Origin of the sequence: Salmonella sp. 5800, from assembly GCF_046558195.1 — a bacterium.
GTDB classification, from domain to species: Bacteria; Pseudomonadota; Gammaproteobacteria; order Enterobacterales; family Enterobacteriaceae; genus Salmonella; species Salmonella enterica.
Window position 1 is genome coordinate 56613 of sequence record NZ_JBGDOX010000003.1, and the last position, 20188, is coordinate 76800.

A 20188-nucleotide genomic window follows, 5' to 3' on the forward strand; every position below is an offset into this window, starting at 1 on the left:
ACGGGAGGAAAATTACTCCGCGGCGTTATCTTTCACGCGTTTAAAATTGACGTCCATCTGCGGGTACGGGAAGCTAATACCAGCGGCGTCGAATTCACGTTTAATACGTTCCAGCACGTCCCAGTAGACATTTTGCAGGTCGCTGCTTTTACTCCAGACACGCACCACAAAATTAATCGATGAGGCGCCCAGCTCATTCAAACGCACCGTCATTTCGCGATCTTTTAAAATACGATCGTCGGACTCGATAATCGTCGTTAGCAGCTGTTTCACCTGATCGATATCCGAATCGTAGGCCACACCAATAATGAATTCGTTACGGCGAACCGGCTCACGAGAATAGTTGATGATATTTCCCGCGATAATTTTGCCATTCGGAATTACAATAATTTTGCCGTCTACCGCGCGCATTGTTGTGGAAAAGATTTGCACATTCAGTACCGTACCGGCAACGCCGCCTAAATCGACATACTCACCGGCGCGGAACGGACGGAACATAACCAGCAATACCCCAGCCGCAAGGTTAGAAAGCGATCCCTGTAATGCCAGGCCAACGGCTAAACCAGCGGCGCCCAGTACGGCAATAACCGAGGCGGTTTGAACCCCCACGCGCCCCAAAGCCGCAATCAGCGTAAAAGCGATAACCCCATAGCGCACCAGCGCAGAAAGAAAGTCGGCCACTGTCGCATCAATATGACGCGCACGCATCAGACGATTTACCGTATTGGAGATCACGCGCGCTACAATCAAGCCGATGATGATAATAGCGATAGCCGCAACAATATTCACAGCATAGCTGAGCAATAACGCCTGGTTGCGTACCAGCCAGGTGCCCGCACCATTTATGCTGTCGACAACATTCAAATCTTCCATTCAATATTCCTTGGTCATAGCAAAACAAGCAAATGAGATCATTCTCACGAAAAGAACTTTTTAAAGGTAAACAAAAACAGAGGAATATGCCATTTTTCGGCATCATCCCCAAAAAGGCAGGCACACTGTGAGTTGGCCGGATGAAAGCGTTAACGCCGCTCTCCGGAAATAACGATAAAAAAATGGCTTCCCGAGGGAAGCCATTTTAATCAACAGACTACATTACAGAACGTCAATCGCGTTCAGTTCTTTAAATGCTTTTTCCAGACGAGCGATCATCGAAGTCTGGCCAGCACGCAGCCATACGCGCGGGTCATAGTATTTCTTGTTCGGCTGATCTTCGCCTTTCGGGTTGCCCAGCTGGCCTTGCAGATACGCTTCGTTTTCTTTGTAGTAGTTCAGAACACCTTCCCAGGTTGCCCATTGGGTATCGGTATCGATGTTCATTTTCACTACGCCGTAGCTTACGGAGTCTTTGATTTCCTGAGCAGTAGAACCGGAACCGCCGTGGAAAACGAAGTTCAGGCTGTTGTGCGGCAGGTTGTGTTTCTTAGAAACATACTCCTGAGAATCACGCAGAATGGTCGGGGTCAGAACCACGTTACCCGGCTTGTAAACGCCGTGTACGTTACCGAAGGAAGCGGCAATGGTGAAACGCGGGCTGATTTTGCTCAGTTCAGTGTACGCGTAATCAACGTCTTCCGGCTGGGTGTACAGGGCAGAAGCGTCCATGTGGCTGTTGTCCACGCCGTCTTCTTCACCACCGGTGCAACCCAGTTCGATTTCCAGAGTCATGCCAATTTTGGACATGCGCGCCAGGTATTTGGAGCAGATTTCGATGTTTTCGTGCAGAGACTCTTCAGACAGGTCGATCATGTGAGAAGAGAACAGCGGTTTACCGGTAGCCGCGAAGTGTTTTTCACCCGCGTCCAGCAGACCGTCGATCCACGGCAGCAGTTTCTTCGCGCAGTGGTCAGTGTGCAGGATAACCGGAACGCCATAATGTTCAGCCATCTGGTGAACGTGATGCGCGCCAGAGATAGCGCCCAGGATTGCCGCGCCCTGAGGTACGTCAGTTTTCACGCCTTTACCCGCGATGAAGGAAGCGCCGCCGTTGGAGAACTGAACGATGACCGGTGCTTTAACTTTTGCAGCGGTTTCCAGAACAGCGTTGATGGAATCAGTGCCCACGCAGTTAACTGCCGGCAGAGCAAAATTGTTTTCTTTTGCTACCTGGAACACTTTCTGTACGTCATCACCAGTGATCACGCCTGGTTTTACGAAATCAAAAATTTTAGACATGTTTCGTTGTCCTGTATCGTCGGGCTTTGGGAAAAAACACGGGCCGCCCTGAATGTCAGATCGGCAATAAATCAACGGGCAGGAATCCCTGCCCGTAACGATTACTTCTTAGCGCGCTCTTCGAGCATCGCTACGGCTGGCAGAACTTTACCTTCCACGAATTCGAGGAATGCGCCGCCGCCAGTAGAAATGTAGGAAATTTTGTCAGCAATGCCGAACAGGTCGATTGCCGCCAGGGTGTCGCCGCCGCCAGCGATGGAAAACGCTTCGCTATCAGCGATGGCATTCGCCACGATTTCAGTCCCTTTACGGAAGTTCGGGAACTCAAACACGCCAACCGGGCCGTTCCACAGAATGGTTTTGGCATTCTTGAGGATTTCAGCCAGCTGCTGAGCGGAAGCATCGCCGATATCCAGGATCTGCTCGTCTTCTTTCACGTCGTTAACGGATTTCAGAGTCGCCGGTGCGGTTTCGGAGAACTCGGTGGCAACGCGAACATCGGTCGGAACCGGGATATCGCAAGTGGTCAGCAGACGTTTTGCTTCGTCAACCAGGTCAGCTTCGTACAGGGATTTACCGACACTGTGGCCCTGAGCGGCAACGAAGGTGTTGGCGATACCGCCGCCGACAATCAGCTGGTCAGCGATTTTAGACAGGGAATCCAGAACGGTCAGTTTGGTAGATACTTTAGAACCACCAACGATAGCCACCATCGGACGAGCCGGTTCTTTCAGCGCTTTACCCAGCGCATCCAGTTCAGCGGCCAGCAGCGGGCCTGCGCACGCAACGTCAGCAAATTTGCCGATACCGTGGGTAGAAGCCTGCGCGCGGTGCGCGGTACCAAAGGCGTCCATCACGAATACGTCACACAGGGCGGCATATTTTTTAGACAGCGCTTCGTCGTCTTTCTTTTCGCCTTTGTTAAAGCGAACGTTTTCCAGAACCACCAGCTCACCTTCGGCCACGTCAACGCCGTCCAGGTAATCTTTGACCAGGCGAACCGGGTTAGACAGTTTGTCTTTCAGGTAGTTAACAACCGGCAGCAGAGAGAATTCTTCGTTGTACTCGCCTTCGGTAGGACGACCCAGGTGGGAAGTTACCATCACTTTCGCGCCCTGTTTCAGAGCCAGTTCGATGGTCGGCAGAGAGGCGCGGATACGCGCGTCGCTGGTCACTTTCCCTTCTTTAACAGGTACGTTCAGATCCGCACGGATAAAAACGCGTTTCCCGGCCAGATCCAGATCGGTCATCTTAATTACAGACATGGTGAATCCTCTCAATGATGCTTAAAGTTTTGTCGACGCTGACGCGTCGAGCCTGAAACCAACTGCGGCCATCGCTAACGTGGTGTCGAGCATCCGGTTAGCAAAGCCCCATTCATTATCGCACCAGACCAGCGTCTTGATCAGGTGGGCGCCACTGACCCGGGTTTGCGTGCCATCAACAATGGCGCTGTGCGGGTCGTGGTTAAAATCTATCGAGACCAACGGTGATTCCGTATAGTCAACTATACCATGAAATGCACCTTGTGCTGCTTTTTGCAGCAACTGGTTGACTTCACTGGCTTTTACTGGTTTTTTCACCGTTACGCTTAAATCGATCGCCGTCACATTAATGGTTGGAACGCGCACCGCAATCGCCTCAAAACGGTCGTTAAACTGCGGAAATATACGCGTAATGCCTGCCGCCAGTTTTGTATCTACCGGGATAATCGACTGGCTGGCCGCGCGCGTGCGCCGCAGATCGGAGTGATACGCGTCGATCACCTGCTGATCGTTCATCGCGGAGTGGATCGTCGTGACGGTACCAGACTCAATGCCGTAAGCATCATCCAACAATTTAATGACGGGAATTATGCAATTCGTGGTACAGGACGCGTTTGAGACAATACGATGTTCCGCACGCAGTTGGTTCTGGTTCACGCCAAAAACGACGGTGGCGTCAAGATCGTTGCTGCCCGGATGAGAAAAGAGCACTTTCTTCGCGCCAGCGGCAATATGCGCCTCGCCATGCTCCCGGTTGCCATATACGCCCGTACAATCCAACACGACATCCACGCCCAGTTCGCGCCACGGCAGATCCGCCAGCGTTCGTTCATGCAGAATACGAATGACATCGTCACCGACAAAAAGCTGCTCGCGCTCGTGGCGAACCTCCCATGCAAAACGCCCGTGGCTGGTATCGTATTTCAACAAATGCGCCATGCCTGCGGCATCCGCCAGCTCGTTGATGGCCACCACGGTAATTTCCGCCCGACGTCCGGATTCATACAAAGCACGAACCACGTTACGCCCGATGCGACCAAAGCCATTAATCGCTATGCGTACGGTCATAGGTCTCCTGCAAGGCTATCCCGATTCAGATGAGGCTGACAGAGTAATGCAGCTCATCGTCGAGTAAAACCTCACCTGTCGCAAACTGCGACTGATTGGTTAATTGTCGAACATTTAATTAACTGAAACGCTTCAGCTAGAATAAGCGAAACGGGGAATAAAAGGAATGTTTGTCCAGTCGAAGAAGACAGTTATCTGACCTGCATCACATTTCATGGCCGCTTACGCTGCAATTTATTCCATATTTAAGAATCACCAGTTCATCCGTCAGATCTTTTCATCGTCGCGTCACAAATACTGATTTATATCAGAAAGCGCTGTCGCCAGCGTCTATATTATCAGCGCCACGTCCGAGTCTCGGAGTCCTGTAACGATGACTGTATCTCACCACAATGCCTCTACAGCGCGCTTTTACGCGCTTCGTCTGCTTCCCGGCCAGGAAGTGTTTTCCCAATTACACGCCTTTGTGCAACAGAACCAATTACATGCCGCCTGGATTGCAGGGTGTACCGGCAGTCTGACCGACGTTGCGCTGCGTTATGCCGGGCAAGAGGCGACCACATCGCTCACAGGCACGTTTGAAGTTATCTCGCTAAACGGCACGCTTGAATTGACCGGCGAGCATCTGCATCTCGCGGTATCGGATCCCTACGGGGCCATGCTCGGCGGCCATATGATGCCAGGGTGTACCGTGCGTACCACGCTGGAACTGGTTATCGGCGAGCTGCCAGCGCTGACGTTCAGCCGTCAACCGTGCGCCATTTCCGGTTATGACGAACTGCATATTTCTTCCTGTTAATTGACGACTCTTTAAGAGGTACTTTATGGCGCGTCGCCCGTTTTCCAGCCAGTCTCTGGTGCTGATTGTCATCGCTATTGCCATCAATATGATTGGCGGACAGCTTATTAGCATGTTGAAGCTGCCTATTTTTCTCGACTCGATCGGCACCTTAATTAGCGCGGTACTGTTAGGGCCGTTCATCGGCATGTTGACTGGGCTTCTGACCAACTTGCTGTGGGGGCTGCTTACCGACCCTATCGCTGCCGCGTTTGCCCCGGTAGCGATGGTTATCGGTCTGGTCGCCGGGTGGCTGGCGCGCGCAGGCTGGTTTCGTACCCTGCCCAAAGTGATCGTCAGCGGGGTCGTCATTACGTTAGCGGTGACGCTGGTCGCCGTACCGCTTCGTACCGCGCTTTTTGGCGGCGTTACCGGTAGCGGCGCTGATTTATTCGTCGCCTGGATGCATTCAATGGGCCAAAACCTGGTGGAGTCGGTCGCGATTACCGTCATAGGCGCTAATCTGGTCGATAAAATTCTGACGGCGATCATCGTTTGGGTGCTGCTGCGTCAGCTACCGTTACGTACGACACGGCATTTTCCTGCGATGTCAGCCGTACGCTAAATGCATCCGTTTACCTCGTTAACCTTATGGGCGTTGGCGGCCTGCACCACGCTGCTACTCCCTGCGCAGACCGTGCTCCCGGTTTATAGCGCGGCGGCCTTCCTCTGTCTGCTGGCGCTGAAATCAACGCGGCGGCGGGCGAAGTATGTCGCCTGGCTGATGCTGTCTTTAGGGTTTGGGCTATGGCTGGTACATGGCGGTTGGCTAACGGAATGGATAAGCGGGCAGCCTCGCGATCCGCAGCGCTGGATATATGCCGTTACGCTATGGCTACGCCTGCTGGCGATCGTGTCGACGTCGCAGCTATGGATGCAGTATGTGCCGGTTCAGCGGTTTATTCGCGCCCTGTTCGCTTCACGTCTGCCACCCGGCATCGCTTACCTGTTCGCTGGCCCGCTGCTGGTCGTCGAACAACTCAAACGACAACTGACGATCGTTCATGAAGCCCAGCGCGCGCGCGGCGTACCGCTGGATGAAGGCTGGTATCAGCGGCTACGGGCTATGCCTGCGCTGATCGTGCCGCTTACGCAAAATGCGCTTAACGATCTGACAATACGCGGCGCGGCGTTGGATATGCGGGGGTTTCGGCTGCATCGAGCCCGAACCACGCTGTGGGCGCCGAAAGATAGCATGTTACAACGGGTTGCGCGGTATGGCATGGTACTGCTAATACTGGCGGAAGCGGGAGTGTGGATATGGTTACGTTAGAGCAGTTTCGTTATCTTCCGTCCGATGCGACACGCCCGCCGGCATGTTTTGATTTCCACTATTCAACACCCGGAATAGTGGCGATAGTCGGCGATAACGGCAGCGGAAAAAGTACGCTGGCGCAACTGATGGCTGGCTGGTATCCGGATTATCTCCCCGGCGATATTAACGGCACAGGCTTACTGCTTGGCGTCCCTATCGGGCGGCTCCCGCTGGTAGAACAGTCGCCCACCATCCAGTTGGTGCAGCAATCGCCATATTTACAGCTTTCCGGCTGTACCTTTAGCGTAGAGGAAGAGGTGGCGTTTGGCCCGGAGAATCTCGGCCTCCATGAAGCAGAAATTCTACGGCGCATTGACGAGGCGCTGACTCTGACAAACTGCCAGTCGTTACGCCATCGCCATCCCGGCACGCTCTCCGGCGGCGAAACGCAGCGGGTAGTGATTGCCAGCGCGCTTGCCATGCAGCCCAGGCTATTAGTTCTTGATGAAGCCTTCAGTCGGCTGACCTCAGCGGCCACCGGGACGCTGCTGGAACGGTTACAACAGTGGGCGCAGGAACGTCATTCTCTCATTGTGCTTTTTGAACGTAATCACTTTCCTTTTCTGACGCGATGCCAGCGGGTATGGCAATTGCGCGACGGAGCGCTAACCCCATTATGTTGACGTTAAATCAGGTCGCTTATCGCTGGCCGGATGCCGCAGCAGACTGTCTGCACGCCATCTCGCTTGAACTTCGTGACGGCGAATGGCTGGCGTTGACCGGCGATAACGGCGCGGGAAAATCAACGCTGTTACGGATTATGGCCGGCCTGCTTTCCCCCACTTCCGGCTCGGTAACGCTTAATGGAGAGCCGATTGCGCAGCTTAAAAATCGTCAACGCGCCGCCGCTATCGGCGTACTCTTTCAGGAAGCGGAAAACCAGATTTTCCACAGCAATGTCGCGCAAGAGGTCGCTTTTGGGCTGAAACTACAGCGCTTATCGGCAGAGGAAATTTCACGGCGCACGCAGGCCGCGCTGCGGTTATGCCAGCTAACGGACGTCGCCGAGGCACACCCGCTTGATCTGCACGCCGCGCAGCGCCGGATGGTGGCGGTCGCCAGTCTGGAGGCGATGGCGCCGCCTGTGTTATTGCTGGATGAACCCAGCCGGGATTTTGACGCCCACTGGCTAACCGTATTTGAACACTGGCTGGCGACATGCCGGGCACGGGGAACCAGCGTCGTGGCGATTAGCCATGACGCTGCGTTTACCCGGCGTCATTTTTCACGGGTGGTACGGCTGGAAAACGGCAGGTTGTCAAAGGGGGAATAAAAAACGGGTCGCCGAAGCGACCCGTTTTATGCCGTATTAAGGATTACAGCAGCGCTTTCGCTTTGGCGATCACGTTGTCCACCGTGAAGCCAAACTCTTCAAACAGCAGCTCTGCCGGGGCGGATTCACCGAAGGTGGTCATCCCGACAATAGCGCCGTTCAGGCCGACGTATTTGAACCAGTAGTCAGCGATACCCGCTTCAATCGCCACACGCGCAGAGACCGCTTTCGGCAGCACGGATTCACGGTAGGCCGCATCCTGCTTGTCGAATGCGTCGGTGGACGGCATGGAAACCACGCGCGCCTTCACGCCTTCGGCAGTCAGTTTTTCGTAAGCGGCAACCGCCAGCTCAACCTCAGAACCGGTCGCAATGAAGATAATCTGCGGCTGGCCCGCACAATCTTTCAGTACGTAACCACCGCGGGCGATATTCGCCAGTTGCTCTTCAGTACGTTCCTGCTGCGCCAGGTTCTGACGGGACAGAATCAGCGCGGTTGGACCATCCTGACGCTCTACACCATATTTCCACGCCACCGCGGATTCCACCTGGTCGCACGGACGCCATGTGGACATGTTCGGCGTTACGCGCAGGCTTGCCACCTGCTCGACCGGCTGGTGCGTCGGGCCATCTTCGCCCAGACCGATGGAGTCGTGGGTGTACACCATCACCTGACGTTGTTTCATCAGCGCTGCCATACGCACTGCGTTACGGGCATATTCGACGAACATCAGGAAGGTGGAGGTGTACGGCAGGAAACCGCCGTGCAGGGCGATACCGTTGGCGATAGCGGTCATACCGAATTCGCGCACACCGTAGTGAATGTAGTTACCTGCGGCATCTTCGTTAATCGCTTTCGAACCGGACCACAGGGTCAGGTTAGACGGTGCCAGGTCAGCGGAGCCGCCGAGGAATTCCGGCAACAGCGGACCGAAGGCTTCGATGGCATTCTGGGACGCTTTGCGGCTGGCGATTTTCGCCGGGTTAGCCTGCAGTTTAGCGATGAATTCATTCGCTTTCGCATCGAAGTCAGCCGGCATGTCGCCTTTCATACGACGGGTGAATTCAGCAGCTTCCTGCGGGAAGGCTTTCTCATAAGCCGCGAATTTCTCATTCCATGCAGACTCTTTCGCCTGGCCGGCTTCTTTCGCATCCCACTGGGCGTAGATTTCAGACGGGATTTCGAACGGCGCGTATTTCCAGCCCAACTGTTCGCGGGTCAGCGCGATTTCCGCGTCGCCCAACGGCGCGCCGTGGGAATCGTGGGTACCCTGTTTGTTCGGCGAACCGAAACCGATGATGGTTTTGCACATCAGCAGGGACGGTTTGTCAGTCACGGCGCGAGCTTCTTCCGTGGCGCGTTTAATGGCGTCGGCATCGTGACCGTCAATGCCACGGATAACGTGCCAGCCGTAGGCTTCAAAACGTTTCGCGGTGTCATCGGTGAACCAGCCTTCAACGTGACCGTCGATAGAGATACCGTTGTCATCATAGAACGCGATCAGTTTGCCCAGTTTCAGAGTACCAGCCAGAGAGCACACTTCGTGAGAAATGCCTTCCATCATGCAGCCGTCGCCCATAAAGACGTAGGTGAAGTGGTCAACGATGTCGTGGCCAGGACGGTTAAACTGCGCCGCCAGAGTTTTCTCTGCAATCGCCATCCCGACGGCATTGGCAATACCCTGACCCAGCGGGCCAGTAGTGGTTTCAACGCCAGCGGTGTAGCCCACTTCCGGGTGACCAGGGGTTTTTGAATGTAGCTGACGGAAATTCTGCAGTTCGGACATCGGCAGGTCATAGCCGGTGAGGTGCAGCAGGCTGTAAATCAGCATTGAGCCGTGGCCATTGGACAGCACGAAGCGGTCGCGGTCGGCCCAGGACGGGTTGGTCGGGTTGTGGTTCAGGAAATCACGCCACAGGACTTCGGCAATGTCAGCCATACCCATCGGGGCACCCGGGTGACCGGATTTGGCTTTCTGTACTGCGTCCATGCTCAGCGCACGAATAGCATTGGCAAGCTCTTTACGTGAGGACATTTTGACTCCAGATCGGATGTTGAAAGGCCATGCCCGTAACGACTTGACGACAGCGCGTTTTGGGCTACGCCGGAAAATTTGCCAACAATTTACCCCAAGCCGCGCGTCATGTACATGGAACATCCTTTTACCGCTTCAGAAATCTCCGGATCGTGCTCGCATGTTGCGCAATTAGCTAACTTGCCTGCCACGCTTTTCTTTATACTTAACCCAGGCGCTAATTCATCTGCAACGGGCGCATTTCAAAATAATATTAATTCGTATGGAAGAGAAAAATGAAAATTCGCGCTTTACTGCTTGCTCTGGGCATGGCGACGGTGCTGACCGGTTGCCAGAATATGGACTCTAATGGACTACTTTCTTCGGGCGCTGAAGCTTTTCAGGCCTATACGTTAAGCGATGCGCAGGTAAAAGCGTTGAGCGATCAATCCTGTCAAGAGCTCGACAGCAAAGCGAAAATCGCGCCGGCGAGCAGCGAATACGCTAAACGACTGACAAAAATTGCCGCCGCGCTGGGGGATAACATTAACGGCCAGCCGGTGAACTATAAGGTTTACGAGACGAAAGACGTCAACGCGTTTGCCATGGCGAACGGTTGTATCCGCGTCTACAGCGGACTGATGGACATGATGACCGACAACGAAGTTGAAGCCGTGATCGGCCATGAAATGGGCCATGTCGCTCTGGGTCATGTAAAGAAAGGGATGCAGGTCGCGCTGGGCACTAACGCCGTGCGCGTCGCGGCGGCATCGGCAGGAGGAGTAGTCGGCAGCCTGTCGCAATCGCAGCTTGGCGATCTTGGCGAAAAACTGGTGAACTCGCAGTTCTCCCAGCGTCAGGAGTCCGAAGCGGATGATTATTCTTACGATCTGTTGCGCAAACGCGGTATCAGTCCGGCAGGACTCGCCACCAGCTTTGAGAAACTGGCAAAACTGGAAGCGGGTCGTCAAAGCTCGATGTTCGACGATCACCCGGCGTCCGCCGCACGCGCACAGCATGTGCGCGATCGTATGAGCGCGGACGGGATTAAATAATCCCCGAACAGTGCCGGATGGCGGCGTGAACGCCTTATCCGGCCTACACAGGCCCGGTAAGCGTAGGCCGGATAAGCGCAGTGCCATCCGGCAAAACAACTTACTCGCCCTTCTTCGCCGCCTGGATATAGAGCATTTCTAATGCCAGCGTCGCGGCCGCCAGAGCGGTGATCTCCGACTGATCGTAAGCCGGCGCGACTTCCACTACATCCATACCGACAATGTTCAGATCTTTCAGACCGCGTACCAGTTTAATGGCGCGATCGGAGGTCAAACCGCCGATCACCGGCGTACCGGTGCCAGGCGCAAACGCCGGGTCCAGACAGTCGATATCAAAGGTCAGATAGACCGGCATATCGCCGACGATCTGTTTCACCTGAGCGAGAATATCATCCACGCCGCGATCGTTGACCTGGCAGGCATCCAGCACGGTAAAGCCATTGTCTTTGTCAAACTCAGTGCGAATACCGATCTGTACCGAATGATGCGGATCGATCAGGCCTTCTTTCGGCGCGGTGTAGAACATCGTGCCGTGATCGAATTCGCAGCCGTTAGCGTAGGTATCGGTATGCGCGTCAAAATGTACCAGCGCCATTTTGCCAAAATGTTTCGCGTGGGCGCGCAGCAGCGGCAGCGTGACGAAGTGGTCGCCGCCGAAAGAGAGCATACGCTTGCCTGCAGACAGCAGTTTTTCAGCGTGCGCCTGTAATTTTTCGCTCATTTCACGGGCATCGCCAAACGCATACACCAAATCGCCGCAGTCCACGACGTTCAGGCGCTCGCGCATGTCAAAATTCCACGGGAAACGGTGATGTTCCCAGGCGAGGTTGGTCGACACCTGACGGATCGCCGCCGGGCCATGACGGCCGCCAGCGCGACCGGACGTTGCCATATCAAACGGTACGCCAGTGATCACCCAGTCGGCATCGCTGTCATACGGCTGGAAGTTCATTGGCAGACGTAAAAAACCAAACGCATTAGAAACCAGTGAGTTATCGTACTGATGACCTAAGGTGCTCATGGCAAAAACCTCTTCTTAGTCAATATAAAAAAACCCTCCCGCGTCGTTAGGCCCGACGAGGAAGGGTTTGAATTTGTTTACGGCTCAAAGTTTACTCTGACAGACCGCATTATTGAAGTCAGTTTAGCCAGGTACAGTAGACAACGCCCGAAAAAAATATATATCCAGCGCAAATCAGTAGGCTCATACGTCCATCGCGGCCAGTTAAGAGGTCTTAGGGATTTGCCGCTGTAAAAACTCAAGCACTAATGCGTAAAACAGCGGTGTTTTCCCCGGCGTCTGGAAAATGGCGTGACCGCTACCGGGAATGAGGGGCATCTCCGCCTGAGGCATTCCTTTACCATAAAAAATTTCCATCCCCTGCATGTAATGGGTCGTAGCAAAGCGATGCGTTGCGCCGCCGACGATAGCAGCGCGCGCTAGATCCGGGTATCGGCTGGTTAACTTCAGAACGACCATGCCGCCATCGCTGTAACCCATCACCAGCGGTTTTTCCAGCTTCAGCGCTTTAACAAAAGCCGCCATATCTTCCGCCATCAGATCATAGCTAAACGTTCCTTGCGGGTTATTGGTCAATCCATGTCCACGACTGTCCGGCATGATGACGCGAAAATATCGAGATGCCTCTTTCGCTAATCCCTGCCAGCTTTTCGCCGTCAGACCACCACCGTGAATCAACAGCAGCGGAGGCCCCTCGCCCTCTTCAACGTAATGAATTTTGATACCATTCGCTTCTACAAATTTATCTTTGTCCATCGTTGTTGCTGAAGCATTTATTAAAAATATAATATTGATAATAAAAATAAATGCGAATTTAAAAATATGATTCATAACACCTCGCCAATCACTTTCCGTGTAAAAGACCATATTATTCAGGTTGAACAAAAAACAATATCAAAATCGATTCGTATCATTTTCACTTATTTACCGGGGAGACCCCGCATCCTCTTTTTACAGAACGTAAAAAGCCTTTCCGCGATTAGCCTCAACGCGAAAAGGCTCTGAAGTCAGAAAAGTGCCACCTTATTCATTCTGGCTGCAATTCAGGATGACTTGAAGGTCCTTTCCTGAATTGCATTTGGCGCTTTCTTTATTCCTTCGTCTGACAGGGCGAGCTTAACTCGCTAAATGCCGTGGCCGGAATTTTCACAATCGCTTTTTTAACCGGCGCAGGTTTACCACGCGTACAAAGCGGACGGTGGACCTGGTTGGGGTAAAAAAGCGCGAAATCGCCAGGATTTAATGTAACGAACTGCTCATTAGCGACACATTCAGGAAAGATGATGTCATCAGGAAGATGCTCAAGCTCCTTTATCCTGGTATCAATTTTGTTGGAATAGCCAATCTCCTCATAACCGCTTAGTAAAATCTGAACATCGATATATTTTTTATGAAGTTCAGCTTTGCGGTTTAACGAAGAGTGCGTTTCTCCTTCGCTTATCATAAGAAATGACTCCGGGAAAGAAAGTTCATATCTACCAGCAGGCTGATCTTCAGCTATCTTCACCGCTTCGATGATAAGTTTTTTAATAATGTGGTTAACGTAAGGTAATAAAGTAAGCTGCTCTATATTTCCATATAGCATACTATAGTTATCCTAAATAATGGTCGTGATTATAATTATCAGCCAATCAGGTACTGGTAAATACCTTCAGCCACAGGAATACCTTCTTTTAAACATTTTTCTTTATAGGCGATTTGCGGATCGTTTGGCGCCAGCACTTTATCAACACCGGGCATCGGTTTTACAGCCCTTAGCTCATTGACCATTGTGCTCATTATTGAGGAAAACAGCGGATTGCCCAACATCTGCGGATCAATAACGATAACCAGACTCGCTAACTTGCGCATCTTGTCATAGTCGCCATACATCCGAACAATATGGTTGCTAAAGTTTGCCCCCATCAGGACGCCCGTGAGCGCATCAATCGCCAGGGCAATACCAGAACCTTTGTGTCCGCCAAAGGGCAGCAGATTTTCAATTTTATGCGGATCGGTAGTGATATGTCCCTCTTTATCCAGCGCCAGACCATGACCTATTGGTTTCCCGGTTTCTTTGGCGTGCAGAATTTTACCAAACGCAATGGCGCTGGTCGCCATATCGACGATCATCGGATGGCTGTCTTTAACGGGGAAGCCGAAGGCGATTGGGTTAGTCCCCAGAAAGCGCTCCGCGCCGCCATACGGCGCAACGCAGGTATCCGTTTGCGTCATGGCGATAGCCACCATTCCCTGGCTTGTCGCCTGCTCAATGAACCACGAGAGCGCGCCGCAGTGGGACGTATTTTTGACGCTGACGAAGCCCAGCCCCGTCTCTCTTGCCAGACTAATAGCGTGATCTGTCGCCTTTATCAGCGCGCAGTGTCCCATTCCATCATCAGAGTCCAGAATAGCGACTGAAGGCGAAATCTGTTCGATGCTGAATGTTGCTTTTGGATTGAGCCCGCCTGCGTTCAGGCGGGTACAATAGTGCTCTACGCGAATAACGCCGTGGGAGTGAACGCCGGTAATATCGGCATGAACCAAAACGTCGGCTACCTGCTGCGCCGTTTGCGCGTCAAGACCCGCCTGGGTGAGTTTATTAAACGCCAGCGCTTTCAATTCATTTTCTTTGACTAATATTGTTGACATAACTATCCCGCTATTAAAATTTGATAACGCCTTTAACCAATTTTTTGTTTTCTACCACGTTCTTCTGGTACTGGTTGCCGAACGTATAGAAATCGAATTCCTGGTTTTTCATCATTGTTTCGCTAATAGCGCCCTGAGCCATGAGCTCAATGACACATTCGAAGTCTTCCCGCGTCGCGTTACGGCTGCTCAATAGCGTGGTCTCTTTTTTATGGAAGGTCGGATCGTCAATGACGAGCTCGCCGATATACAGCCCGATGAAGACGATTTTTCCGCCGTGACGAATCAGATCGACAGCGCGGCTCATGGAGGATTTATTGCCGGTGGCATCAAGCACAGTGCCGGCTAATTCACCGGAGAAACAGGCTTTCAGCGCATCAATATAGTCGTCTGACGACGGATCGAGCGTTGCAACGCCTACCTTTTCGGCTACCAGACGACGGCGTTCGGCGTCAATATCAGCTACCGCGACGCGAGCGCCTTTGGCTTTTGCTATCGCGGCGGCGGCCAGCCCAATCGGCCCGGCGCCGACCACCACAATGTTTTGCTGCGGCTTCACGTCAGCGCGGCGTACTGCGTGGGCGCTGATGGCGAAACACTCAACCAGCGCGCCCGCGCTGTCGGTGAGGTTATCCGACAGTTCAACCAGATTTTGTTCACGAACGGCCAGATATTCGCTAAAGCCGCCGTCCTGGTGAACACCATACAGCGAGACGTTCTCACAGCAGTTGGTTTTTCCTTCCCGGCAGGCTGCGCAAGCGCCGCAAGGAATACAGGGAATAACGCTATAGCGTTGGCCAACCTTCGCCGTGCTGCACGATTTACCCAATATTTCCGCCACGCCGCAAATTTCATGACCCAGCACGCGCGGATAGGCAAAAAAGGGCTGGCGGCCGGCAAACGCATGGATATCGGTGCCGCAAATACCAACCGCTTTAATTTTTAACAGTACTTCATCGTCTTTTAAATGAGGAATATCCCTTTCAATGTATTCAATATTTCCCGGATTATTACAGATAAGCGTTTTCATACTTAACCCTTTGAAGATAAACGGTGAATGGTGGCCGTGACGCCATGTAACTCAATATGGTTAAAGGCCTGCTGAATGTCGTTTAAAAAGTCTGCGTTGTCGCCGGCCAGCGTTCCAAAGATGCTATTTATCTGCAGCAAAGACAGCGCTTGTTCCCATCGCGTGTTTTTATTTTTAATAGCCGCATTGAAGGTATCATTGAGCGGGTCGGCCACACTCTGCCCCTGAGAGAGGGTATTAATGACGTAATGGAGCCAGCCCGCAATCAGCGTCGCCAACGCCCTGCCCTTAACGCCGCGCGCCTGGAGCGTCAGATAAGGATCGACGGCCCGCTGAGGCAGCTTCTGAGAACCGTCCATCGCAATCTGTCCGGTCTTATGTTTAATATTCGGGTTGCTGAATCGATCAATGAGCAACTGCGCATATTGATGTACATCTACCGCCAAATTCGGGCGCAGCGATTTTGCCTGCTCTTCCGTCATTAAATGATGTACGGCGGTTTTAAAAGCGTCGTCTTCCATGCACTGATAGATAAACTCATATCCAGCCAGGCTGCCGTTATAGGCGAGAAACGAATGGCTGCCATTCAGCATACGAAGTTTCATTTCTTCATAGGGAAGCACGTCCGAGACGAACATCGCCCCTGCTTTATCCCAGTCAGGACGACCGGCAACGAAATTATCTTCGATAACCCACTGACGGAAATCCTCGCATACGATGCCGCAGGGATCGGCAAAACCGATCTGGTCTTTAATCATGTCAAATTGCTCTGGCGTCATTGCCGGCACGATGCGATCGACCATGGTGCCAGGAAAGGTGACATGCTTCGCTATCCAGGCCGCCAGTTGCGGATCGAGATTATCGGCAAACGTAACGATCGCCGTTTTGGTCAAATGACCGTTTTCCGGAATGTTATCGCACGACAGTACACTAAACGGGGGAAGCCCTTGCTGGCGGCGTATCCGTAGCGCTTCGACGATCAGTCCGAGTGCTGAGCGGGGATGTTCAGGATCGGCAAGATCGTGTTTGATGAGCGGATGGCTGAGATCGAGCGTTCTGGACCGCGGATCGGTGCAGTAACCTTTTTCCGTTATCGTCAACGAAACAATTTTTACCTGCGGCTCAGTTAGCTTCTCGATCGCCGCCTGAATACCTGACTTCGGCGTATGCAACGCGCCGGTGACGGTACGAACCAGGCGACTGTTGATGGCGCTGGCTGACGTTTCCACCACTGAAAACAGCCCCTCTTGCGCATTTAGCGCATCCACCAGCTCCGCATCGCCGAACAGATTTAGTTCAAAAATCCCCCAGCGGTTGCCGGTTATCTCATTCGTGAGATCGTTATAAACCGCTTGGTGACCACGGTGAAAGGCGCCAAATCCAATATGTACGATGTTGGCTTCCATTCCCTGACGTGAATAAGTCGTTTTGAATTGGTGCCTTGCGGCGTCTAACTGGCGAGCTATAGTGTCCATGAATTTTTCCCACTCCTGTTTTGTTTACCAATTCTGCTTAAACAGCATACCAAAATCCGTGAATATGATCACACTCACGGCACCGGATTCTTCATCTCGGTATGCTGACTAATAGCCAATGAATAAAAATAATTTATTTATCAATTATTTATAAAATTAGCTTCTCAGGATAAATTTTACGATTCACAAAAGCGTGATTTTGATTAGAAAAATCGGCCACGAATTGGCATACCACCCATACAACCTGAAACCATTAAAAAACATGAAAAACAATACCTTATTGAATAACACGCCCGCTGCGAGCGTATATGTCACGCATGATTGGTTCAATAACTACCCGAAATACAGCAAACCAAATCTGATAATTTGTCTAGTGAATTAATGAACTCAATTTATTATCAGCATCAACGTTAACCTAAGAACATCAGTTACGGTTTTGATCATCCGGGTCGCTGCTAAAGCGATGAGGAGTGAGCCGCCTTTAGACGTAATTGGCAAATTAATCCATTGATTGAAAAAAGGAAAAAATTGATGAAGACGCAGATTAGGCACGTTGAAACAAAGCTTTCAAAGCCCCTCTGGCCGAGGTCTTAGTTGACGCGAAACATGGCATAATAGCCATTTCGAACTGGTAACCACGACGATTACGCTGAAAGACGGTTCAACTGGCACCGGATATTCCTATACCGGCGGAAAGGGAGGGTATGCAATTAAAGCGATGATCGATCACGATCTTGCCCCGGTACTGTCAGAGAAAGATGGCGCTGCGATTGACGATATCTATGACTTTATGGAATAGCATATTCACTATGTGGGTCGCGGAGGCATCGCGTCGTTTGCGATGTCTGCGGTGGATATCGCCCTTTGGGATTTGAAAGGCAAACGTGAAAAACTGCCGCTGTGGAAAATGGCTGGTTGAAGGCGGCGCGTCTGTCGACGAATGGCGGTCGTTTGGTATGCTCGCTCGGTATGCAGGAATTACACGTCAGACTGGTTTCCGCATTCGAGACTGGCTGACTGGAGGTTCACAGTTTCCCGATCGATCAATATACCAAACATCCGCTGGTGGTCGACAATTATCGCGCCGTGGCACCGGACACCTACGGCATTGGCGTAGAGTTTGACTGGGATAAGCTGAGCATTTACGAAGCCTGATTCCCTCTCTCCGGGCTTGTTTTTGGCGGCAGGCCCGGTTAATCGCTGACAAAAATGTCATCCGCCTGAAAATAGCCGTCAGGTGGCGAAGAAAAAATCATCAAAATCCTCCAGCGAATCATCCTGTTGGAAGATTTTTACCAGCTCATTTTTACTGTTTTCAAGATGGGTCCACGAAGCCTGTCTGGCCTGCTCAGCATCGCGTTTTTGCAATGCAAGGAAGATACTACGGTGATCTTCCACCCATTTCATTCTTAACTCTTTTTTATGTAAATACTTATAGTTTAACTGCTTCCAGCGCGGATTTTCGGTCCTGACAGCCCGCCACAGCTCGGCAGATTGTTTCATTAATACACGATTTTGCGTGGATTCCGCGATGATATTGTGGAACTGGCGATCCAGTTCTTCAAATTTGTCGCTGTCGCCGCCAATCTGCTTTTCCTGCTGCTCAATAATACGTTTAAGCTGCTTAAGTTCATTAAATCTTATTTGCGTAGCGGCAAAACCGGTGATGTTGCTTTCGATAACCTGCCGGGCCTGTAGCAATTCAAAGGGGCCTATGTCTGAGTAAGGCAAGAGCGCTTTTTGATTGATTTTCTCCAGACTATCAATAAAGTAAGTGCCTGCGCCTTGCTTAACCTCTACCACTCCCTTCAGCTCAAGCATAATAATCGCCTCACGAATCGTCGTGCGGCTGGTTTGAAAACGCTCGCTGAGTTCTCTCTCCGCCGGAAGTCGCTCGCCAGCTTTAAATACCCCTGAATAGAGTAGTTCTTCTATTTGCAGCCCTATATCAAAATAGCGCCGCTTGGTTAAAATTTGTTCCATGCACATACCTATGTAGACAGCAATTGCTCCACTTGAGGGTAGTGTAAACAAATCCTAATGTTTATGGTAAACAATTTCCCTGCCAGAGAGTGGTCGTTTCTTTCCCACAACCTACGGCTATGCGCGTCACACAGTCCTTCCCCACCAGACTCGGCAGGAAAGGCGCTGATTCGCCTAGCGCGTATTTGACGCCCTGACGCCAGGTTTATTTGCGGCAGGGCGGCGGCGCATACCCGTTATTGTCTGCCGGGAAAGCCTGCGAGGAACAAGGCGGTAGCGTATTTGTGCTTTACCCTGCAATGCAAAAGCGGCAAAGCCGATGACGCCGATGTTGCGTACATCGCCCTGCGCGGAGTGGGTCGCATAAGCGTCAGCTACGTCGGCGAACTGGAATGCCGCCTCAGTGTGTTTATCTTTGCGAAACCCTTTAATCGCCAGTGAATCGCCAGCGTTAACAATATAGCCATGATGATTCAGCGAGCCTGCTTTTCCGTTCAACACGTCCAGGCCATCAACCGTTGCGACGATTTCGTAATTGGTATCATGACTGTAATTACGAATATATAACTGATAGTTCATCCCTGATCTTGCAGGAATACTATATTGCCATTGTCCCATTGATGCGTTGTAGCGACGCGTAATTGGAATCGAATTAAAATTAGCGTCGCGCACAGCATATTCAAGATCGCTGATACGTATACTATAAACTTTATCGTAACCTGACGGATATTGAGTGGAGTAATTTATTACCACCATTTCGGCAGGTTCTCGATCGGCACGTTCTACCGAAACGCTTTGTACCGATGAATGCCCGTCGCCGCCCCAGGCGGTGCCGACGTCGGATGAAGAGCCATTATTAGATTGCATTCCGCTGGAACAGCCGCCTAACAGCAAAAACAAGCCAACAATGACGGCATTAAATTTAAATTTGCTCATACTCACCCCCCTTTTTAATTATTAGGGGGATTGTAGGCGCATAAAATTACATAGAGAAGCGACGCCGCTGATAATTAAGAATTTATAAAATATAAAAGGGTCGATTTAA

At 51.9% G+C, this 20188-nt stretch carries 18 protein-coding genes and 2 pseudogenes; 7 read left to right on the forward strand and 13 right to left on the reverse strand.

The window, feature by feature from the left end; all coding sequences use genetic code 11:
• Nucleotides 1-12: 12 nt before the first annotated feature.
• The 4 genes from ACLJZ5_RS07525 to epd all read right to left on the reverse strand — a co-directional run bounded on the left by ACLJZ5_RS07525 (nt 13) and on the right by epd (nt 4508).
• A complete protein-coding gene (locus tag ACLJZ5_RS07525) occupies nt 13-873 on the reverse strand; it encodes a small-conductance mechanosensitive channel MscS (protein ID WP_000389833.1) in 861 nt (286 codons plus the stop codon).
• Between the two features lie 222 nt (nt 874-1095).
• Complete coding sequence (gene fbaA / locus ACLJZ5_RS07530) at nt 1096-2175, reverse strand: class II fructose-bisphosphate aldolase (RefSeq protein WP_000034387.1); 1080 nt, start codon at nt 2173-2175, stop codon at nt 1096-1098.
• A gap of 101 nt (nt 2176-2276) precedes the next feature.
• Nucleotides 2277-3440, reverse strand: a complete 1164-nt coding sequence (gene pgk / locus ACLJZ5_RS07535) for a phosphoglycerate kinase (protein WP_000111274.1) — start codon at nt 3438-3440, stop codon at nt 2277-2279.
• Between the two features lie 21 nt (nt 3441-3461).
• A complete protein-coding gene (epd, locus tag ACLJZ5_RS07540; protein WP_000218338.1) occupies nt 3462-4508 on the reverse strand; it encodes an erythrose-4-phosphate dehydrogenase in 1047 nt (348 codons plus the stop codon).
• Between the two features lie 373 nt (nt 4509-4881).
• Here epd and ACLJZ5_RS07545 point away from each other — a divergent pair, with 373 nt between their 5' ends.
• From ACLJZ5_RS07545 to ACLJZ5_RS07565, 5 genes are read left to right on the forward strand one after another with little or no spacing between them, the layout of a single operon-like run.
• A complete protein-coding gene (locus ACLJZ5_RS07545) occupies nt 4882-5307 on the forward strand; it encodes a PPC domain-containing DNA-binding protein (protein WP_024797519.1) in 426 nt (141 codons plus the stop codon).
• Nucleotides 5308-5332: 25 nt separating this feature from the next.
• On the forward strand, nt 5333-5911 hold the full coding sequence (locus ACLJZ5_RS07550; RefSeq protein ID WP_000124001.1) for an ECF transporter S component: 579 nt from the start codon (nt 5333-5335) through the stop codon (nt 5909-5911).
• On the forward strand, nt 5912-6619 hold the full coding sequence (locus ACLJZ5_RS07555) for an energy-coupling factor transporter transmembrane component T (protein WP_020839035.1): 708 nt from the start codon (nt 5912-5914) through the stop codon (nt 6617-6619).
• The gene (locus ACLJZ5_RS07560; RefSeq protein WP_024797520.1) at nt 6607-7284 is read left to right on the forward strand and encodes an ABC transporter ATP-binding protein; all 678 of its coding nucleotides are present in this window, start codon (nt 6607-6609) and stop codon (nt 7282-7284) included. Before ACLJZ5_RS07555 ends, ACLJZ5_RS07560 begins: the two co-directional genes overlap by 13 nt.
• On the forward strand, nt 7278-7934 hold the full coding sequence (locus tag ACLJZ5_RS07565; RefSeq protein ID WP_000956925.1) for an ABC transporter ATP-binding protein: 657 nt from the start codon (nt 7278-7280) through the stop codon (nt 7932-7934). The genes ACLJZ5_RS07560 and ACLJZ5_RS07565 overlap by 7 nt, the downstream gene beginning before the upstream one ends.
• Before the next feature lie 43 nt (nt 7935-7977).
• On the opposite strand, the gene tkt is transcribed toward ACLJZ5_RS07565, so the two are convergent.
• Nucleotides 7978-9969: a transketolase gene (gene tkt / locus ACLJZ5_RS07570; RefSeq protein ID WP_000098648.1), complete on the reverse strand. Its 1992-nt coding sequence runs from the start codon at nt 9967-9969 to the stop codon at nt 7978-7980.
• 275 nt (nt 9970-10244) lie between these two features.
• On the opposite strand from tkt, the gene ACLJZ5_RS07575 reads away from it, so the two are divergent.
• Nucleotides 10245-11003: a M48 family metallopeptidase gene (locus tag ACLJZ5_RS07575; RefSeq protein WP_000701825.1), complete on the forward strand. Its 759-nt coding sequence runs from the start codon at nt 10245-10247 to the stop codon at nt 11001-11003.
• A gap of 100 nt (nt 11004-11103) precedes the next feature.
• On the opposite strand, the gene speB is transcribed toward ACLJZ5_RS07575, so the two are convergent.
• From speB to ACLJZ5_RS07605, 6 genes are all read right to left on the reverse strand, one after another.
• Nucleotides 11104-12024, reverse strand: a complete 921-nt coding sequence (speB, locus tag ACLJZ5_RS07580) for an agmatinase (RefSeq protein WP_000105550.1) — start codon at nt 12022-12024, stop codon at nt 11104-11106.
• A 204-nt stretch (nt 12025-12228) separates the two neighbouring features.
• On the reverse strand, nt 12229-12891 hold the full coding sequence (locus ACLJZ5_RS07585) for an alpha/beta fold hydrolase (RefSeq protein ID WP_077914058.1): 663 nt from the start codon (nt 12889-12891) through the stop codon (nt 12229-12231).
• A 223-nt stretch (nt 12892-13114) separates the two neighbouring features.
• A complete protein-coding gene (locus ACLJZ5_RS07590) occupies nt 13115-13609 on the reverse strand; it encodes a YhcH/YjgK/YiaL family protein (protein ID WP_024798338.1) in 495 nt (164 codons plus the stop codon).
• A gap of 38 nt (nt 13610-13647) precedes the next feature.
• Nucleotides 13648-14655 (reverse strand): Ldh family oxidoreductase, encoded by a 1008-nt coding sequence (locus tag ACLJZ5_RS07595; protein WP_000104231.1) that lies wholly within the window; start codon nt 14653-14655, stop codon nt 13648-13650.
• A 13-nt stretch (nt 14656-14668) separates the two neighbouring features.
• Nucleotides 14669-15685 carry a zinc-binding alcohol dehydrogenase family protein gene (locus ACLJZ5_RS07600; protein ID WP_000853907.1) on the reverse strand — a complete coding sequence of 339 codons (1017 nt, stop codon included), beginning with the start codon at nt 15683-15685 and terminating at the stop codon, nt 14669-14671.
• A gap of 2 nt (nt 15686-15687) precedes the next feature.
• Nucleotides 15688-17160 (reverse strand): mannitol dehydrogenase family protein, encoded by a 1473-nt coding sequence (locus ACLJZ5_RS07605; RefSeq protein WP_023242890.1) that lies wholly within the window; start codon nt 17158-17160, stop codon nt 15688-15690.
• 649 nt (nt 17161-17809) lie between these two features.
• On the opposite strand from ACLJZ5_RS07605, the pseudogene ACLJZ5_RS07610 reads away from it, so the two are divergent.
• Nucleotides 17810-18079, forward strand: a pseudogene (locus ACLJZ5_RS07610) (hypothetical protein).
• Between the two features lie 314 nt (nt 18080-18393).
• On the opposite strand, the gene ACLJZ5_RS07615 reads toward ACLJZ5_RS07610, so the two are convergent.
• Both ACLJZ5_RS07615 and ACLJZ5_RS07620 read right to left on the reverse strand, forming a co-directional pair.
• On the reverse strand, nt 18394-19194 hold the full coding sequence (locus ACLJZ5_RS07615) for a FadR/GntR family transcriptional regulator (RefSeq protein WP_001576357.1): 801 nt from the start codon (nt 19192-19194) through the stop codon (nt 18394-18396).
• 154 nt (nt 19195-19348) lie between these two features.
• A pseudogene (locus tag ACLJZ5_RS07620) lies at nt 19349-20079 on the reverse strand (hypothetical protein).
• Nucleotides 20080-20188 lie beyond the last annotated feature (109 nt).

Coding starts and splice junctions, on each gene's coding strand:
- ACLJZ5_RS07525 (WP_000389833.1), bottom strand. CDS start 873: ATGGAAGATTTGAATGTTGTCGACAGCATAAATGGTGCGGGCACCTGG.
- fbaA (WP_000034387.1), bottom strand. CDS start 2,175: ATGTCTAAAATTTTTGATTTCGTAAAACCAGGCGTGATCACTGGTGAT.
- pgk (WP_000111274.1), bottom strand. CDS start 3,440: ATGTCTGTAATTAAGATGACCGATCTGGATCTGGCCGGGAAACGCGTT.
- epd (WP_000218338.1), bottom strand. CDS start 4,508: ATGACCGTACGCATAGCGATTAATGGCTTTGGTCGCATCGGGCGTAAC.
- ACLJZ5_RS07545 (WP_024797519.1), top strand. CDS start 4,882: ATGACTGTATCTCACCACAATGCCTCTACAGCGCGCTTTTACGCGCTT.
- ACLJZ5_RS07550 (WP_000124001.1), top strand. CDS start 5,333: ATGGCGCGTCGCCCGTTTTCCAGCCAGTCTCTGGTGCTGATTGTCATC.
- ACLJZ5_RS07555 (WP_020839035.1), top strand. CDS start 5,912: ATGCATCCGTTTACCTCGTTAACCTTATGGGCGTTGGCGGCCTGCACC.
- ACLJZ5_RS07560 (WP_024797520.1), top strand. CDS start 6,607: ATGGTTACGTTAGAGCAGTTTCGTTATCTTCCGTCCGATGCGACACGC.
- ACLJZ5_RS07565 (WP_000956925.1), top strand. CDS start 7,278: ATGTTGACGTTAAATCAGGTCGCTTATCGCTGGCCGGATGCCGCAGCA.
- tkt (WP_000098648.1), bottom strand. CDS start 9,969: ATGTCCTCACGTAAAGAGCTTGCCAATGCTATTCGTGCGCTGAGCATG.
- ACLJZ5_RS07575 (WP_000701825.1), top strand. CDS start 10,245: ATGAAAATTCGCGCTTTACTGCTTGCTCTGGGCATGGCGACGGTGCTG.
- speB (WP_000105550.1), bottom strand. CDS start 12,024: ATGAGCACCTTAGGTCATCAGTACGATAACTCACTGGTTTCTAATGCG.
- ACLJZ5_RS07585 (WP_077914058.1), bottom strand. CDS start 12,891: ATGGTCTTTTACACGGAAAGTGATTGGCGAGGTGTTATGAATCATATT.
- ACLJZ5_RS07590 (WP_024798338.1), bottom strand. CDS start 13,609: ATGCTATATGGAAATATAGAGCAGCTTACTTTATTACCTTACGTTAAC.
- ACLJZ5_RS07595 (WP_000104231.1), bottom strand. CDS start 14,655: ATGTCAACAATATTAGTCAAAGAAAATGAATTGAAAGCGCTGGCGTTT.
- ACLJZ5_RS07600 (WP_000853907.1), bottom strand. CDS start 15,685: ATGAAAACGCTTATCTGTAATAATCCGGGAAATATTGAATACATTGAA.
- ACLJZ5_RS07605 (WP_023242890.1), bottom strand. CDS start 17,160: ATGGACACTATAGCTCGCCAGTTAGACGCCGCAAGGCACCAATTCAAA.